This is a genomic window from Pseudomonas sp. HMSC076A11, from assembly GCF_001810205.1.
Classification (GTDB): Bacteria; Pseudomonadota; Gammaproteobacteria; order Pseudomonadales; family Pseudomonadaceae; genus Pseudomonas; species Pseudomonas aeruginosa.
Genome location: NZ_KV800287.1, coordinates 32,361 through 48,252, shown reverse-complemented (window position 1 = coordinate 48,252; position 15,892 = coordinate 32,361). Strand labels below are relative to the sequence as shown.

16 protein-coding genes are annotated in these 15,892 nt (G+C 67.4%); 8 read left to right on the top strand and 8 right to left on the bottom strand.

Annotation, left to right across the window (positions count from 1 at the left end):
* Position 1: 1 nt before the first annotated feature.
* From fliH to fliJ, 3 genes are read left to right on the top strand one after another with little or no spacing between them, the layout of a single operon-like run.
* A complete protein-coding gene (gene fliH / locus HMPREF2716_RS07815) occupies positions 2 to 808 on the top strand; it encodes a flagellar assembly protein FliH (protein ID WP_070621855.1) in 807 nt (268 codons plus the stop codon).
* Positions 798 to 2,153, top strand: a complete 1,356-nt coding sequence (fliI, locus tag HMPREF2716_RS07810; RefSeq protein WP_003086458.1) for a flagellar protein export ATPase FliI — start codon at positions 798 to 800, stop codon at positions 2,151 to 2,153. The genes fliH and fliI overlap by 11 nt, the downstream gene beginning before the upstream one ends.
* A 13-nt stretch (positions 2,154 to 2,166) precedes the next feature.
* Positions 2,167 to 2,610: a flagellar export protein FliJ gene (gene fliJ / locus HMPREF2716_RS07805; RefSeq protein WP_003082220.1), complete on the top strand. Its 444-nt coding sequence runs from the start codon at positions 2,167 to 2,169 to the stop codon at positions 2,608 to 2,610.
* A 4-nt stretch (positions 2,611 to 2,614) separates the two neighbouring features.
* Here the strand turns inward: fliJ and HMPREF2716_RS07800 are convergent, their stop codons facing one another.
* From HMPREF2716_RS07800 to HMPREF2716_RS07790, 3 genes are all read right to left on the bottom strand, one after another.
* On the bottom strand, positions 2,615 to 3,328 hold the full coding sequence (locus HMPREF2716_RS07800) for a TorF family putative porin (RefSeq protein ID WP_003086461.1): 714 nt from the start codon (positions 3,326 to 3,328) through the stop codon (positions 2,615 to 2,617).
* Positions 3,329 to 3,527: 199 nt separating this feature from the next.
* Positions 3,528 to 4,724, bottom strand: coding sequence for a diguanylate cyclase RoeA (roeA, locus tag HMPREF2716_RS07795; RefSeq protein WP_003082226.1), 1,197 nt, complete (start codon positions 4,722 to 4,724; stop codon positions 3,528 to 3,530).
* A gap of 116 nt (positions 4,725 to 4,840) precedes the next feature.
* Positions 4,841 to 5,998, bottom strand: a complete 1,158-nt coding sequence (locus tag HMPREF2716_RS07790) for a multidrug effflux MFS transporter (RefSeq protein WP_003082230.1) — start codon at positions 5,996 to 5,998, stop codon at positions 4,841 to 4,843.
* Between the two features lie 89 nt (positions 5,999 to 6,087).
* Here HMPREF2716_RS07790 and HMPREF2716_RS07785 point away from each other — a divergent pair, with 89 nt between their 5' ends.
* Entirely contained in the window at positions 6,088 to 6,867 is a 780-nt protein-coding gene (locus HMPREF2716_RS07785) for an AraC family transcriptional regulator (RefSeq protein ID WP_003082235.1), read from the top strand.
* Positions 6,868 to 6,871: 4 nt separating this feature from the next.
* Here the strand turns inward: HMPREF2716_RS07785 and HMPREF2716_RS07780 are convergent, their stop codons facing one another.
* Entirely contained in the window at positions 6,872 to 7,582 is a 711-nt protein-coding gene (locus HMPREF2716_RS07780) for an rRNA pseudouridine synthase (protein ID WP_003086466.1), read from the bottom strand.
* A 112-nt stretch (positions 7,583 to 7,694) separates the two neighbouring features.
* Between HMPREF2716_RS07780 and hcuA the strand changes: the two genes are divergently transcribed.
* Entirely contained in the window at positions 7,695 to 8,318 is a 624-nt protein-coding gene (gene hcuA, locus HMPREF2716_RS07775) for a hydrophobic compound transporter HcuA (RefSeq protein ID WP_003082239.1), read from the top strand.
* A gap of 92 nt (positions 8,319 to 8,410) precedes the next feature.
* A complete protein-coding gene (gene hcuB / locus HMPREF2716_RS07770) occupies positions 8,411 to 9,559 on the top strand; it encodes a hydrophobic compound transporter HcuB (protein ID WP_003159764.1) in 1,149 nt (382 codons plus the stop codon).
* A 3-nt stretch (positions 9,560 to 9,562) separates the two neighbouring features.
* On the opposite strand, the gene HMPREF2716_RS07765 is transcribed toward hcuB, so the two are convergent.
* On the bottom strand, positions 9,563 to 9,784 hold the full coding sequence (locus tag HMPREF2716_RS07765) for a VF530 family protein (RefSeq protein ID WP_003082243.1): 222 nt from the start codon (positions 9,782 to 9,784) through the stop codon (positions 9,563 to 9,565).
* 100 nt (positions 9,785 to 9,884) lie between these two features.
* On the bottom strand, positions 9,885 to 10,076 hold the full coding sequence (locus HMPREF2716_RS07760) for a hypothetical protein (RefSeq protein ID WP_003109112.1): 192 nt from the start codon (positions 10,074 to 10,076) through the stop codon (positions 9,885 to 9,887).
* Positions 10,077 to 10,548: 472 nt separating this feature from the next.
* Between HMPREF2716_RS07760 and hcuC the strand changes: the two genes are divergently transcribed.
* Positions 10,549 to 12,315, top strand: a complete 1,767-nt coding sequence (gene hcuC / locus HMPREF2716_RS07755) for a hydrophobic compound transporter HcuC (protein ID WP_003082245.1) — start codon at positions 10,549 to 10,551, stop codon at positions 12,313 to 12,315.
* A gap of 2 nt (positions 12,316 to 12,317) precedes the next feature.
* On the opposite strand, the gene HMPREF2716_RS07750 is transcribed toward hcuC, so the two are convergent.
* On the bottom strand, positions 12,318 to 12,653 hold the full coding sequence (locus HMPREF2716_RS07750) for a lysozyme inhibitor LprI family protein (RefSeq protein WP_003112498.1): 336 nt from the start codon (positions 12,651 to 12,653) through the stop codon (positions 12,318 to 12,320).
* 103 nt (positions 12,654 to 12,756) lie between these two features.
* Positions 12,757 to 15,081 (bottom strand): LTA synthase family protein, encoded by a 2,325-nt coding sequence (locus HMPREF2716_RS07745; RefSeq protein ID WP_003082248.1) that lies wholly within the window; start codon positions 15,079 to 15,081, stop codon positions 12,757 to 12,759.
* A gap of 254 nt (positions 15,082 to 15,335) precedes the next feature.
* Here HMPREF2716_RS07745 and HMPREF2716_RS07740 point away from each other — a divergent pair.
* A partial coding sequence (locus HMPREF2716_RS07740; RefSeq protein ID WP_070621854.1) for a CvfB family protein occupies positions 15,336 to 15,892 on the top strand: 557 nt, incomplete at its 3' end.

Genomic DNA, 15,892 nt, shown 5'->3' with positions numbered 1-15,892 from the left:
GGTGGTCCCCCACGACAAGGACAAAGACAATCCCAGCGAACTGATCCGCGGCAAGGGCGTGGCGGCCTTCGGCCTCTGGTCGTTGCCGAGCTTCGACGAGCCGCGCGACGAGCCGGCCGTTGCCGCGCCGCAGGTGCCCGCGGTCGCCGAACCCGCGCCGGCGCCGCCGGCGGTGGAAGAGGTCGAGCTGGAGACCGTCAAGCCGCCGACGCTGGAGGAAATCGAGGCGATCCGCCAGGACGCCTACAACGAAGGTTTCGCCACCGGCGAGCGCGACGGTTTCCACGCCGGCCAGTTGAAGGCGCGGCAGGAAGCCGAGGAGGCGCTGAAGGAGCGTCTGCAAAGTCTCGAGCGTCTGATGACGCAGCTTCTGGAACCCATCGCCGAGCAGGACGCCCTGATCGAGCAGGGCATGGTCAACCTGGTCAACCACGTTGCCCGCCAGGTGATCCAGCGCGAACTGCACATGGACTCCAGCCATGTCCGCCAGGTCCTGCGCGAGGCTCTGAAGCTGCTGCCGATGGGCGCGGCGAACATCCGTATCCATGTCAACCCGCAGGACTTCGAGCGGGTCAAGGCGCTGCGCGAGCGCCACGAAGAGAGCTGGCGGATTCTCGAGGACGATTCGTTGCTGCCCGGCGGCTGCCGCATCGAGACCGAGCACAGTCGCATCGACGCGACCATCGAGACGCGCCTGGCGCAGGCAGTGAAGCAACTGTTCGAGCAACAGCGCGAACAGGCGACCCATCCGCTGGCCAGCGACATCCGGATCGACCTCGACGCCCCCGGAGACGTCGATGCGCCTTGAGCGAACCAGTTTCGCCAGGCGCCTGGAGGGCTACACCGAGGCTGTCTCGCTGCCGGCGCAGCCGGTGGTCGAGGGCCGCCTGCTGCGCATGGTCGGCCTGACCCTCGAAGCCGAAGGCTTGCAGGCCGCGGTCGGCAGCCGCTGCAACGTGATCAACGAAAGCGGCTACCACCCAGTGCAGGTGGAGGCCGAAGTGATGGGCTTTTCCGGTAGCAAGGTGTACCTGATGCCGGTCGGCAGCCTCGCCGGCATCGCGCCCGGCGCGCGGGTCGTGCCGCTGCCGGACACCGGGCGCCTGCCGATGGGCATGTCGATGCTCGGCCGGGTGCTCGATGGCGCCGGCCGCGCCCTCGACGGCAAGGGCGGGATGCGCGCCGAAGACTGGGTGCCGATGGACGGCCCGACGATCAACCCGCTCAAGCGCCACCCGATCAGCGAACCTCTCGACGTCGGCATCCGCTCGATCAATGGCCTGCTCACGGTCGGCCGCGGCCAGCGCCTCGGCCTGTTCGCCGGTACCGGGGTGGGCAAGTCGGTGCTGCTGGGGATGATGACCCGCTTCACCAGGGCCGACATCATCGTCGTCGGTCTGATCGGCGAGCGGGGCCGCGAGGTGAAGGAGTTCATCGACGAGATCCTCGGCGAGGAAGGCCTCAAGCGCTCCGTGGTGGTCGCCTCGCCGGCCGACGACGCGCCGCTGATGCGCCTGCGTGCCGCGCAGTACTGCACGCGGATCGCCGAGTACTTCCGCGACAAGGGCAAGAACGTATTGCTGCTGATGGACTCGCTGACCCGCTACGCCCAGGCCCAGCGCGAGATCGCCCTGGCCATCGGCGAGCCACCGGCGACCAAGGGGTATCCGCCATCGGTGTTCGCCAAGCTGCCGAAGCTGGTGGAACGCGCCGGCAATGCCGAAGCCGGTGGCGGCTCGATCACCGCGTTCTACACCGTGCTCTCCGAGGGCGACGACCAGCAGGACCCGATCGCCGACGCCGCTCGCGGCGTGCTCGACGGGCACTTCGTATTGTCCCGGCGGTTGGCCGAGGAAGGCCACTATCCGGCCATCGATATCGAAGCTTCGATCAGCCGGGTGATGCCGCAGGTGGTCGAGGCCGAGCACCTGCGCGACGCCCAGCGCTTCAAGCAGCTCTGGTCGCGCTACCAGCAGAGTCGCGATCTGATCAGCGTCGGTGCCTACGTGGCCGGCGGCGATCCCGAGACCGACCTGGCCATCGCTCGCTTCCCGGTCATGCGCCAGTTCCTGCGCCAGGGCCTCGACGAAAGCGAAAGCCTGGCGGAAAGCCGTGCGCGGCTGGCGAGCCTGCTCGCCGGCGGGCAGGCCTGAGGCGCCCTGAGGCATGGAGAAGCGCGCGGCGCGGCTGGCGCCGGTGGTGGACATGGCCAGCAAGGCCGAGCGGGATGCCGCGACCCAGCTGGGCAGGTGCCAGCAGCAATTGCTCGCGGCACAGCAGAAGCTGGCGGAGCTGGAACGCTACCGCAACGACTACCAGCAGCAATGGATCAGCCAGGGCCAGAAGGGCGTCAGTGGCCAGTGGCTGATGAACTACCAGCGCTTCCTCTCGCAACTGGAGACCGCCGTCGCCCAGCAGGCCAACAGCGTGACCTGGCACCGCGAGGCGGTGGACAAGGCGCGGCTCAACTGGCAGGAGAGATACGCCCGCCTGGAAGGGCTGCGCAAGCTGGTCGAGCGCTACCTGGAAGAGGCGCGCCAGGCCGAGGACAAGCGCGAGCAGAAACAGCTCGACGAACTCGCCCAGCGTACCCGCCGCCAGGACGACTGACGACTCAGAAGAACGGACGCGACGCCTTCAGCATGAATGTGGTGTCGCAGTAGCTGTTGTGTCCCGAGTAGGCGCTGCAATCGCTGCCGGTCAGGCTGGTGCCGCTGTAGGACAGGTTCAGGTCGATGCCCAGCCAGGGCCGCGAGAGGTTCACCGACCAGTCGTTGAAGACGCTCACGTAGCCCCCGCCGCTGAGGCTCGCCGGGTTGTCCAGGCGATGGTTGCCGTACTTCAGGGTGACGTCGAAACCGAACGGCGGGTTGACCCCGAGGTCGGCGAACAGGGTGGTGTCGTTGCGCCCCGGGTCGCTGCTCAGGGCCGCGCCGAGCCGGCTGCCGAAGATCGACAGGCCGCCGTAGAGTTCGGCTGCGTCGTTGGCCGGCTGCTCCGGGCGGCTGTAGCGGATCAGGCCCATTTCGTAGCCCAGGCGGTTGTTCAGCGGGCGCTTGAAGCCGGCGTAGGAGTCGATCTCGGTGGGCTTGCCGGGGTCGAGGTTGGAGGTCCAGTTGCCGATGTACCAGCCACTTTCGTGGCTTAGGTCGAGGCCGCCGTGGAAACTGCCGGAGCTGCCCGGGGTGACCAGGCCCTGGGCCATGCTGCGGGTCGGACTGGTGGCCAGCTTGAGTTCGAAATCGCCCAGGTCGCGGGCCATCACCTGGGCCAGGGCCGAGGAACTGGCGAGCAGGGCACAGGTGAGCACGAGCAGGTGCTTGAGCATGGTTCTCCCCCTGGTAATGCGGACAACGGCGCTGCGCCGGTCTTCCCGCATGACGCCAACGGCAAGGCCGCGGCATGGGGCCGGGCGAGGTCGGGCAGGTCGGAAGGGCAGGAAGAGCGGCGAGCTAGAGCGCCACGGACCATCTTAACCAAGGTTCGGGCGGCTGACCGACCGCTCGTCAGGGCCGGCCGATCAATTGTTACCGCAGGCTTTCCGCGAGGCTGGCCAGGCGAATCACTTCCACCCGGTTGCGACCGCTGCTCTTGGCCCGGTAGAGAGCCTGGTCGGCGGCGCTGTAGAGCTGCTCGTAGCTGGCCTGGCCGCCTCCGTCGAGGCTGGCCACGCCGAAGCTGGCGGTCAGGCAGAGCACGCCGTCCTGCGTCGCCAGCGGGGTACCTTCGAGGCGTTCGCGGAGTTTTTCCGCAAGGCTGCGAGCCTGCTGCTCGGCGGTGTCGGGCAGGAGCAGGAGGAATTCTTCCCCGCCCAGGCGCGCCACGCTGTCGCTGCTACGGGTATTGCCGCGCAGCAGGTTGGCGGCATGGCGGATGACCTCGTCGCCGAAGGGGTGCCCATAGCGGTCGTTGATGTACTTGAAGTGATCCAGGTCGACCATCAGCAGGCTCAGCGGCTGCGGTTGGCGAGCGATGCGCGCGAGCTCCATGAGCACCAACTGGTCGAACTCGCGACGATTGAACAGGCCGGTCAGGGGGTCGTGACCGGCCAGGTACTCCAACTGGCGATTCTTCTCCTCCAGCTCCTGCCGCTGCAACTCCAGCTTGCGTTGCTGGCGCAGGTTGCGCACGTGGCCGTGCCAGAGGATCAGCGACAGCAGCAGGCCGAGGCCGAACGCGGTGAGGCCGTTGGCCTGGTTCGACAGGCGCAGTTGCGGGTCGGCCTGGGCGTGGTCCATCGCCACCTCGAAGGCCAGCATCGCCAGACCGTAGAAGGGCACCGCGTAGGCCGGGCGGATCAGGATGAACATGGCGCAGGCGAAACAGGCCAGCAGCAGCGGCGTGATGTTGCTGGTGATGCGCTGGTCGATGCAGGCGATGGCGACGCCGAAGCCTATGATCCCTGCGCCGCCCAGCAGGATCAGCAGGCGCATGCGCCACAGCTTGGGCGGCTGGCGGCGCAGCCATAGCGCGAGCAGGCCGATGCCGCCGAAGAGCAGGGCCATGGCGCCATGGGCGTACATGATTTCCTGGCGCCAGAGCTGATGGCCGAGGTCCGGGCGGAAGTCCTTGAGGGAAAACACCAGGATGTGGATCAGGTTGAAGGGGACGGTCAGCAGCGCGAGGTGGGTCAGACGCGAGAGATTCTCCAGGGCGATGGGAAGGGCCAGGGACGAATTCACCTCGATGGCGTGCTGGATCGATTCGAGCGTCGTTCTGGCCACGTTCTGCGGGTCCGCATGGGCGCTGTGCCATCACAGCATAGCAGCGTCGCGACGGCCGCCCTATCCGGCTTTCCGGGCCGGTCGTCCGGTTTGTACGGGCGTACCTGGCGCCGCTTTCATTCCGGCAGCCGCCTGGCCAGCAGCAGTGCGACCAGGCCCAGCAGGCTCCAGTACGCGGCCAGCGGCCAGGGACGGTCGAACGGTAGCAGGGTGGACGCGCCCAGTCCGAGGCCGATCAGCAGGTAGTAGGCGAGCCCGAACAGGGCTCCGGCGCGTCCCCGGCAATCGTCGTAGGCGTGCAGCGCCGGACCCAGCAGGTTGGGAATCGCCACGCCGAAGCCGATGAAGATCGGCAGGGCTGGCAGCGCCCAGTACAGGCCTTCGGCGTATCCGACGGCGGCCAACAGCGTCTGCGCTGTCGCGCCGGCGGCCGCCAGCGCTAGGCCCAGGCGTACCCGGCGAGCGCTGTTCCAGGTGCGCGGCAGGCGTCGGTTGAGCAAGGCGCCGAGGCTCCCGGCAATGGCGATGGCCAGGCCGATCCAGCCGAAGCCCAGGCCGGGCAGGTCGCCGACCATGAACGGCCCGGCGGCGTAGAAGGAGAACACCAGCACATTGAGCACCGCCACCAGCAGTGCGCGCGTTTGTAGCGGGCGGTCGGCCAGGACCCGTCGGAAGATCGCCAGGGTCGCGGGCTCGGGCGTGCCCGCCAGCAGCGGACGGGTTTCCGGCCAGGCCGGGACGACCAGCGCCGCCAGCGAGGCGAGCAGCACCGCCAGGGTGGCGAACACCGCCGGGTGCCCGCCGAGGTCGGCCAGCCACTGGCCGCCGAGGGGGCCGACTGCCGGCGACCAGGCCAGCACCGCGCCGAGCGTGACGAAATAGCTCATCAACGCCGGGCCTTGCAGCACATCGCGCAGGCTGGCCTGCACCGTCACCGAGCAGGTCGCCAGGCCGAGGCCCTGGACCAGGCGACAGGCAAGCAGGTAGGAATAGTCGGTACTGGCCCAGGCACCGAAGGTCGCCAGGGCCGCCAGGCCGAGCCCGCCGAGCAGAGCCGGGCGCCGGCCGAGGCGGTCGGCCAGCCAGCCCCAGAGCCAGATGCCGGGGGCGAAACCGACGAAGAACAGCGCCATGGTCCACTGGCTGGTAGCGTCGTCCAGTCGCCAGTGGCTGGCCAGGGCCGGCAGCGCGGGGGAAAGGATGGTTTCGGCGACTTGCGGCAGGGCTAGCAGGGCGAGCACCAGCAGCAGGGGAGGGCGAGGACGGTCAGGCATGATGGCTCCGGAAAAAAGAGCCAAGCCTAGGCCGCCTGCGCCTGGCAGAATGCTGCGGTCAGGACGGAAAACATCGCGAAGAGGACAAGGTGCCGCGCTATCCCTACGAACGGGTCGAGGATCCCGATCTCGCCCGCTGCCCGGTGGTCGGCCTCGAGGTCGACAGCACCGGCCACCGCAGCGACTGGCATTGCCACCGGCGCGCGCAGTTGCTGTACATGGCGGCCGGTAGCGTCACGCTGTATTTCGCCGAGCGCATTTGCCAATTGACGCCGCTCCAGGCCGCCTGGCTGCCGGCCGGCGTGCCGCATCGCACGGTCCTGCACGGGCGCTTCGCCTACCGTAGCCTGTACTTCGAACCCTCGGCGTTCGCCGAGCTGCCGGACAGCGTCCAGGTCCTCGAAGTCGGGCCGCTAATGCGCGAACTGATCCTGCGCATGACCGGCTGGGCAGCCGACTTGCAATTGGAAGGGCCGCACCTGACGCTGTTGCGCGCACTGTTCGATGAACTGGCGAGCGCGCCGGCACACGCCGCGAGCCTGCCGATGCCGCGCGATGCGCGGGCGCTGAAGGTGGCCGAGGCGCTGCTGGCGCAACCCGCGCTGGACTGGAGCATCGAGGCGTGGGGACGTGAGGTCGGCGCCAGCGGGCGGACCCTGGCGCGTCTGTTCACCGAGCAGACCGGCCTGGGTTTCTCCCGCTGGCGAACCCAGGCGCGCTTGTTCGAAGCGCGGAGGCGCCTGGCCGAAGGCCGCTCGGTGACCGAGGTCGCCCACGCCCTGGGCTACGCCAGCGACAGCGCGTTCATCGCCATGTACCGGCGGGTCTGCGGGCAGTCGCCGGGGCGCGCCCTGCGTGGCCTCGAATGAGCGCTCAGAAGCGTTCGTGGAGGCCGAGGTAGCGCCATTCGCCGAGCGGTAGCCTGGCCAGCGACAGCGCGCCGATGCGCAGGCGGCGGATGCTCCGCACTTCCAGCCCCTCGCTTTCGCACATGAAGCGCAACTGGCCGGGCAGCACGTCTTTGAGGGCGAAGCGCAGGTGGCTTTCGTTCTGCCAACTGACCTTGCACGGCGATAGCCTGCGGCCCTGGTAGGCGAGGCCGTGGCGCAGGCGCTCGAGGCCGCCGGCGGCCAGGTCGCCGGCGACCTCGACCAGGTATTCCTGCTCCAGCCGTGCACCGTCGTCCACCAGCTTGCGCAGTACGCCGTGCTGCTGGCTGAACACCACCAGCCCCGAAGCCTCGCTGTCCAGCGCAAGGGTGGGACGCTGGCGGGCGAAGTGTTTTTTCAGCGCTCGCAAGGGACTGGGGTCATCGCTCCAGCGCCGCCCCGCAGCGAGCAGGCCTTCGAAATCGTCGTGGCGCCAGCCGGCCGGCTTGTGCAACAGCAGGGTGGCCGGTTCAATCGTTTCCGCGCGGGCGCCCGGCAGCAGCTCCACGCGTTGGTCGAGCACCTTGAACTGTGGCTCCTCGATCACTTCGCCGTCGACGCTGACCCAGCCGCCCTCGATGTACAGCTCGGCTTCGCGGCGTGAGCAGGCGGTGAGTTCGGCGAGGCGTTTGGACAGGCGGATCGGGTCGGTCATGGCGAGGCTACTGGAATGAAAGACCGCCAGTTTACTCGTTGTGGCGATGGGCGCCGAGGAATGATTCGGCGCCCGCTCGGTCCCAACTTAAGGAACCGGAGAGGAGACCCTCATGCAGTCACGCCTGATCGATGGCCTGGAATGGGACCTGGACGAGGATGGCAGCGGCGGCCTGTGCAACGTCCATGGCGACAAGGTCCATCTGCGCCAGGGCGACATGGACGGCGCCTGCGGGCCCTACTGCCTGGTCATGGCGATGCTGGTCCGCGGCCAACTGCGCCGGCGCCAGGCCAAGGGCCTGGAGCGGGTCGACAGTCGCAGTCGCTACGGGCGCCTGATGAAGGCGCTGGACCAGCACGGCCCGCTGCTGCGCGTCGGCACCACCGGCGTCGACCTGCTGGAGCTGCTGGCCGAGATCAACGATACCGAGCATTTCGCCCTCAAGGGCGAGGGGCGCAGGTTGGTCCGGCACACCCGCGAATACCTGGAGGCCGGCTTTCCGGTAGTGCTCGGTTTCCACGGCCGCAAGGGCAGCGATATCCGCCACTGGGGCCTGGCCATCGGCATGAGCGAGCGCGCCTTCCTGCTCCTCGACCCGGCCCACGACCTGCCGCGCGGGCAGGCCTGGAACGCGGTGATCACCAGCGAGGCGCATGGTTCCCGGTTCGGCTATCGCTATATCAATGCCAAGGGCACCTGGGCGGTGACTCTCAAGGAAATGGTCGCCTTGCTTTGAGGGGCGGGTTTGTTACAGCCCGTGTGCGGACCGCCAGGCGCGGCGGATCTGCGACTAGAGTGGTGTTTTTCGCTTGGGGAAGGAGAGAACGCATGCCGGGCCTGTCTTTGAATGCCATCCTGCTGAGCGCCGTCGCGCTGCTCGCTCCGTCGGTCGAGGCGGTGGACGCCGGTCGCCACGACAGCGAGCTGGGCGCCGTCGAGGTCACCCCGGTGGTTGGCGGTCTGGCCTATCCCTGGGCCGTCGCCTTCCTGCCGGACAACCAGGGCATATTGGTCACCGAGCGGCCCGGCAGCTTGCGTTTCGTCAGTCCCGAGGGACAGTTGTCGGCGCCGCTGGAAGGCGTACCCAGGGTCTTCGCCAGCGGCCAGGGGGGACTGCTCGACGTCGCCTTGTCGCCGGGGTTCGCCGAGGACCGGCTGGTCTACCTGACCTATGCCGAGGCCGGCGAGGACGGCCGCGCCGGAACGGCGGCGGGACGTGGCCGGTTATCGGCGGACAAGCGACGGCTGGAGGGCTTCCACGTGATCTTCCGGCAGTTGCCGAAGCTTTCCAGCGGCCATCACTTCGGCTCGCGCCTGGTCTTCGACGGCAAGGGCCACCTGTTCATCGCCCTCGGCGAGAACAACCAGCGCAGCACCTCGCAGGACCTGGACAAGTTGCAGGGCAAGGTCGTCCGCCTGTATCCGGACGGCGGCGTTCCCAAGGACAATCCCTTCGTCGGCCGTACCGACGCGCGGCCGGAGATCTGGAGCTATGGCCACCGCAACCAGCAGGGCGCCGCGCTGAATCCCTGGACCGGCCGGCTCTGGACCCACGAGCACGGCCCGCGCGGCGGCGACGAGATCAACATACCCCAGGCCGGCGGGAACTACGGCTGGCCGCTGGCGACCCATGGAATCAACTACACCCTGCTGCCGATCCCCGAAGCCAGGGGCAAGGCCGTCGAAGGTACCGAGGCGCCGCACCATGTCTGGGAGAAGTCGCCGGCGATCAGCGGCATGGCGTTCTACGATGCGCAGCGCTTCCCGGCCTGGCAGCATAATTTGTTCATCGGCGCGCTGGCGACGCAGGAACTGATCCGCCTGCAACTGGATGGCGACCGGATCGTCCACGAAGAGCGCCTGCTGGGCGATCTCGGGGTGCGCATCCGCGACGTGCGGCAGGGCCCGGACGGCTATCTCTACCTGCTCACCGACCAGAAGGACGGGCAATTGCTGCGCCTGGGGTTGGCGCGCTAGCCTTCAGCCTTGGTTGCGCTTGAGCTGGACGTAGAGCGCCTCGACCTTTTCCCGGGCCCAGGGCGTCTTGCGCAGGAAGGCGAGGCTGGACTTGATGCTCGGGTCGTTCCTGAAACAACGAATGTCGACCCGTTTGCCAAGCTCCGCCCAGCCGTGGTGGGCGACCAGTTCGGTGAGCAGTTTTTCCAGGGTGACGCCGTGCAGTGGATCGGGATGGCCAGGCATGAAGGGCTCGGGATTCAGGCAATGAAAAAGGGGATGGAGCGTGGCACATCTGCGTGCCGGCCTGCCATCCCCTTCGTAGTCCCCGGCGAGGGGCGGGCGTTCAGCGCTTCTTGCTGATGGTGATCTGCCGCGACGGGCCGTAGACCTGGCCGCTGACGCCCTTGGCGATCTTCTGGATCTCGCCGCCGGCCTGGAGGAAGGCGGCGACCTGCGCTTCGATGGACTCGCGGGTTTCGACCGCGGGAGCCGGCTTGGCGGCTTTCGGCGCGACGGTTTTCTTCATGATGGCCATATCCGGGGACCTGTCTCTGCATTAAATATGGCCGTTCATTATAACCGAAGCGGCGTTTTATTTCATCTTGAATATTGTCGATCAGATTTCGGACGTAACCTGCTGTTTTCTATAAAGTCCGTTAGGCAATACCCGAGCGAGGCGCTGCGGCATTGGCGATCCGGCGGTGAACTGCTCGAGGTCTCCGCGGCTGGATGTTCCGCCGACCCCGGGCGACGCAGGATACCGCCAGGTGGATAACTCCCTTCGCGCATCCCGGCATGAATTCCAATGTTTGCATTAGTTGATGCGAGAAAGTTCTCCGGGCCTCTATCTCACCTATATCGAGAATAATGAAAAGTTCACGATTAGTTATCGGCTAAGTTGCCCGGATATATACGTCGATATCATCGCGCTGCCGGCCGGGGCATGCATCGCCTCGCTGCGTTCCCGGTGCTAACCTGCGGAACCCCAGCCGCCGAGCGAGCGCCGCATGCCAGCCATTCTCTCCTCCCGCCAACGTATCGCCCTACGCCTGGCATGGCGCTTCATGGCGCCTTACCGCTGGCGCATGCTCGGGGCCCTGGTGGCGCTGCTGTTCACCGCGGCGATCACCCTGTCCCTGGGCCAGGGCATCCGCCTGCTGGTGGACCAGGGGTTCCTCACCGCCTCGCCCGAATTGCTCAATCGCTACATCCTGCTGTTCTTCGTGCTGGTGCTCGGCCTGGCCGTGGGCACCTTCGTGCGCTTCTACCTGGTGTCCTGGATCGGCGAGCGCTTCGTCGCCGATATCCGCAAGCGCGTGTTCGACCACCTGATCGAGTTGCATCCCGGTTTCTACGAAACCAACCGTAGCTCCGAGATCCAGTCGCGCCTGACCGCCGACACTACGCTGCTGCAGACGGTGATCGGTTCCTCGCTGTCGATGGCCCTGCGCAATGCCCTGATGCTGGTCGGCGGGGTGCTGCTGATGTTCGTCACCAACGCCAAGCTGACCAGCATCGTGGTGCTGGCGTTGCCGCTGGTGATCGCCCCGATCCTGCTGTTCGGCCGCCGCGTGCGCAGCCTGTCGCGGGAAAGCCAGGACCGGGTGGCCGACGTCGGCAGCTACGTCGGTGAAACCCTCGGTCAGATCAAGACCGTGCAGGCCTACAACCACCAGGCGCAGGATCGCCAGCGCTTCGCCGGCACCGTCGAACGCGCCTTCGACACCGCGCGCAAGCGCATCGCCCAGCGCGCCTGGCTGATCACCGTGGTGATCGTGCTGGTGCTCGGCGCGGTCGGCGTCATGCTCTGGGTCGGCGGCCGCGACGTGATCGCCGGCAGCATCTCGGCCGGCGAACTGGCCGCGTTCGTCTTCTACAGCCTGATCGTCGGCATGGCCTTCGGCACCCTCAGCGAGGTGATCGGCGAATTGCAGCGCGCCGCCGGCGCCGCAGAGCGCATCGCCGAGCTGCTCAGGGCGCGCAGCGAGATCCGCTCGCCAGCGCAACCACGCAAGCTGGCGGCACGGGTGAGCGGGAGGATCGAATTGCAGGCGGTGCGCTTCGCCTATCCGACCCGTCCCGAACACTGGGCCATCGACGACATCAGCCTGGCCGTCGAACCGGGGGAAACCCTGGCCCTGGTCGGACCTTCCGGCGCCGGCAAGTCGACCCTGTTCGATCTGCTCCTGCGTTTCTTCGATCCGCAGCAGGGACGGCTGCTGCTGGACGGGCAGCCGATCGTCGAACTGGACCCGGCCGACTTGCGCCGCAGCTTTGCCCTAGTGTCGCAGAACCCCGCGCTGTTCTTTGGCAGCGTCGAGGAAAACATCCGCTACGGCCGTCCGCATGCCAGCGCCGCCGAGGTCGAGGCCGCAGCGCGTGCCGCGCATGCCCACGAGTTCATCCTGGGTCTGCCGCAGGGCTACGCCACCCACCTGGGCGAGGGCGGCATCGGCCTGTCAGGCGGCCAGCGCCAGCGCCTGGCGATCGCCCGGGCGTTGCTGGTAGACGCGCCGGTGCTGCTGCTCGACGAGGCGACCAGCGCCCTGGATGCGGAAAGCGAGCACCTGATCCAGCAGGCCCTGCCAGGCCTGATGAGCGGACGTACCACCCTGGTGATCGCCCATCGCCTGGCCACGGTACAGAGCGCCGACCGCATCGCGGTGATCGACCAGGGGCGGCTGGTGGCCATTGGTAGCCATGCCCGGTTGATCGCGGAGAACCCGCTCTATGCGCGCCTGGCGGAACTGCAGTTCGCTGCCGGCGGACGCTAGCTTCAGAGCGGCTTGTCGATGCCCGCGTACTGCTTGTCCAGCTCGTCGATACGCTGCGCGTAGGCGCGGGAGAGGCAGTCGGTGTCGCCACCGCAGCGCCGGCGCTCGCGCAGCCAGTCCTGCTGCCGGTCCTGCATGGCGCCGCGGCCGCCCATGGCGAACAGGCCGCGGAGGAAGCGGTACTTGACGCTCATCTCGACGTCCTTGTCGTTCAGCGCCCGGTTCGCGCAGATGGCCTTTTCGTCCGCTCGCTCAGCCTTTTCGCAATCGAAGCTGGCCGCTTCGGCCAGGGGCGCCAGCAGGAGTCCGCCGAGGGCGAGGAATGCCAGGTGCTTCATGCCGTTCTCCGTTTCGCCTGGTTGCTTGCGAATCTTCGACGCCCGCGACGGCGCTGGGTTCAGCGGGGAGCGCGCGGCGGCCGGGCGGGCCGCTCCGGCGCGGTCAGTGCGAAAGGATCAGGGCCTTCTGCTCGGGGATGACGGTGCGCTCCCGAGGGGCGTCCGCGCGTTCCGCTTCCTCGGTTTCGGGGCGGTTGGCGAACAGGCTTTTCAGGGTGCTCAGCAGCGGCTGTTCCTTCGCCGCTTCGGCGACCTGGCTGCGGCTTTCCACGGGTTCCGGGTTGGCCGCCGTGACCACGTGGAAGTCGCTGATCTCGATGATCCCGCGGCCCTCGGCGAGCAAGTGGAAGGAGAAGGCCTTGCGCGCTTCCGGGTTGTCGAAGGTGAAGCTCATGTCCAGCGGCTTGCCTTTGAGCAGGCGCGGGATGTCCGGTACCGGTATGGGAACGTCGCGTTCGAACTCCTTGGTCTTCAGCGTCACCCGGGCGCCGTTGCGGTCCATCTGCAAGGCGCGGATCTTCAGGGTGACCGTGGTCCTGCTGTTCTTCGGCATCTCCAGGTATTGCGCGCCGATCAGGTTGTCGGTCCAGTCGTTGTGGGTTTCCGGCTTCAGGCGGATGCGTTCGTGGGTGGCGAACTGGAACTCCTGGCCCAACTGGCCGGCCTGTTGCACGGAGTGGTCGAGGACGGCGGCGCGCTGGCTGACCAGGCGTGCCTGGCGACCGCTGAAGCGACCGAGGAACTCGGCTTCGTCGGCGATGAAGCCCTCGCTGCGGTAGCGCCGGCAGACCTGCTGGAAATCGCATTCGACGAAGGTGTCCTTGCCGTCGTGGTGGCGCAGCATGCCGTTGGTGTAGGACATCATTTCGCGGCCGCTGGCGTAGTCGCGGAACAGCGAGCGCCCGGAAATCCCCGCCGGCACGCGGTAGCCGAAATAGTCGAGGACGGACGCGGCGAGGTCGACGTGGCCGTAGACGCCGCTCTTGATCGGCGGCAGCGCCGCCTGTTCCGGTGCCAGTACCAGGTTGAAGCCCCAGGCCGAGGCGAGGCGCACCTGGTCGACACCGTGGGATTCGTCGGAAGTGAGCACCACCAGGGTGTCGCGCAACACGCCCTGTTTCTCCAGGTCGGCGAGGAAGGCGTCGATCGCGTCGTCGAGATAGGCCACCGCGGCCTGCTTGGCGCTCGGGTAGCGGGCCAGGTAGTCGGCAGGCGCCGAGTAGGGCTGGTGGGTGCCGACGGTGAGCAGGGTCAGCATCCAGGGTTTCTTCTGCTGGCGCAGCTGCTTCACGTAGGTCGCGGCGCCCTCGAAGAAGGCCTTGTCGTCCATGCCCCAGGGAAACTCCAGGTAGGACGTGTTGCGGAACCAGTCGCGCCCGAGGGTCTTGTCGAAGCCCATCTGCGGCATGACCTTGTCCTTGGCCATGAAGCGCAGGCCGGCACCCTGCAGGAAGTGCGTGCTGAAACCGTGCTGGCGCAGCTGGGCGGGCAAGCACTCCCTGGCCCGGGCCGGGTTGTTGAGCAGCTCGACGCCCTTCGGCGTGCCCGAGTCGAGCTTGCTGTAGTCGCCGCAGAGCATGGCGTAGAGGCCGCGGATGGTCTGGTGGCTGTGCAGCACGTAGTCCGGGGTGGTCATCGCCCGTTCGGCCCAGCCACTCAGTCTGGGCATCGGCGCTTCGTGGTAGCTGCTGTTGATGGCGGCGCGGTTGGCGGCGATATACGCGCCGGGGATTCCCTCCATGGCCACGATCAGGACGTTGCGCGCGCGCCCTCCGCCGGCCAGCAGCGGCGTTCCGGAAAGGTCGAGCTGGTTGAGCCCGGCGACGTCCGGCGGGGTGTCCGGACGGTCGTCGGCGAGCCAGTCTTCGACCGCCAGTTGGCCACTGCTGAGCGCGCTGGCCAGCAGCTTGTGCGGCAGGTTGTACTGCTGCCATTGGTCGGCGTCGCTCGGACGCAGGTATTGCAGGCCGACATGCGCCGCCAGGAACGCCGCCGGCAGCGCGTAGGCATAGCGCGGCAGGCGCGGACCGCGGCGACGCCAGAGCAGCACGCAAAGCAATGTCGCGCCACCGAGGCCGAGCGCCAGTGGCAGGTGGGCGAGGCCGCCGCCCTGGGTGGAGCTGCTGACGAACTGCGGATCCAGCAGGTACTTGAGGTCGGAAGGTTCCGGCATGCGCCCGACCGCGCCGACCAGTTCGGCATTGCCGATCAGGAACAGGCACCAGAGCAGCATGACCGGGAGCGCGAACCACAGGGAGCGTCGATGCAGGAGCAGCACCAGCAGGCTGCCGAGGGCCAGGTCCGAGAGATAGCCGAACGGCGTCGACCAGCCGAGCCAGTAGCGGCCGGCGAGGGGAACGACCAGGAACAGCGCGGCCAGCGCCAGAAGCGAGCCGCAAGATGAGAGCCAACGGCTGAGTGGACGCACAGGAACTCCTGATGAGCGGCAGCGAGAATCCTTGATAAGGATGTTCCAAAAAAGTCTTTAGGGTTCACGATTTTGAAACATCGTTGTGCTTACTGCCAGTAGACAGTCGGCATTTGGGAAATGTCCGCGTGGTTCAGGATGTTTCGGCGCGAATGGCCGGCAAGGCGATGAGCGGCGTCGGCGTACCGGCAAAAACTTCCGCCCGCATGCGTGGCGCCCGGTAGAATGCCGCCCCTTCGACAGGGGGAGACAACATGGCGGTCATCGGGCGTTTCAATTCACTGCAGGTGGTCAAGCACACGGAGTTCGGGCTCTATCTCGACGGTACCCAGCACGGCGAGATCCTCCTGCCCAAGCGCTATGTGCCGAAGGACCAGCCCAGCGAAGTGGGCGACTGGCTCAACGTGTTCATCTACCTGGACAGCGACGACCGCCTGATCGCCACCACCCAGACGCCCAAGGTCCAGGTCGGCGGTTTCGCCAGCCTGAAGGTCGTGGAGATCAACCGGATCGGCCTGTTCCTCGACTGGGGCCTGCCCAAGGACCTGCTGCTGCCGCATTCGGAAGAGAAGCGTCCGTTGCAGGTCGGCGACTACTGCGTGGTCTACGTCTACCTGGACAAGCGCACCAACCGCATCACCGCCACCGCACGCCTGGACCGCCAGCTGGACAACCTGCCGCCGCGCTACAGCGTCGGCCAGGCGGTCGACCTGCTGGTGGTGGAGCGTACCGAGATGGGCTTCAAGGCGATCATCGAGGGCAAGCACTGGGGCCTGATCCACAAGAACGAGGCGTTCAAGTTCCTCCGCAG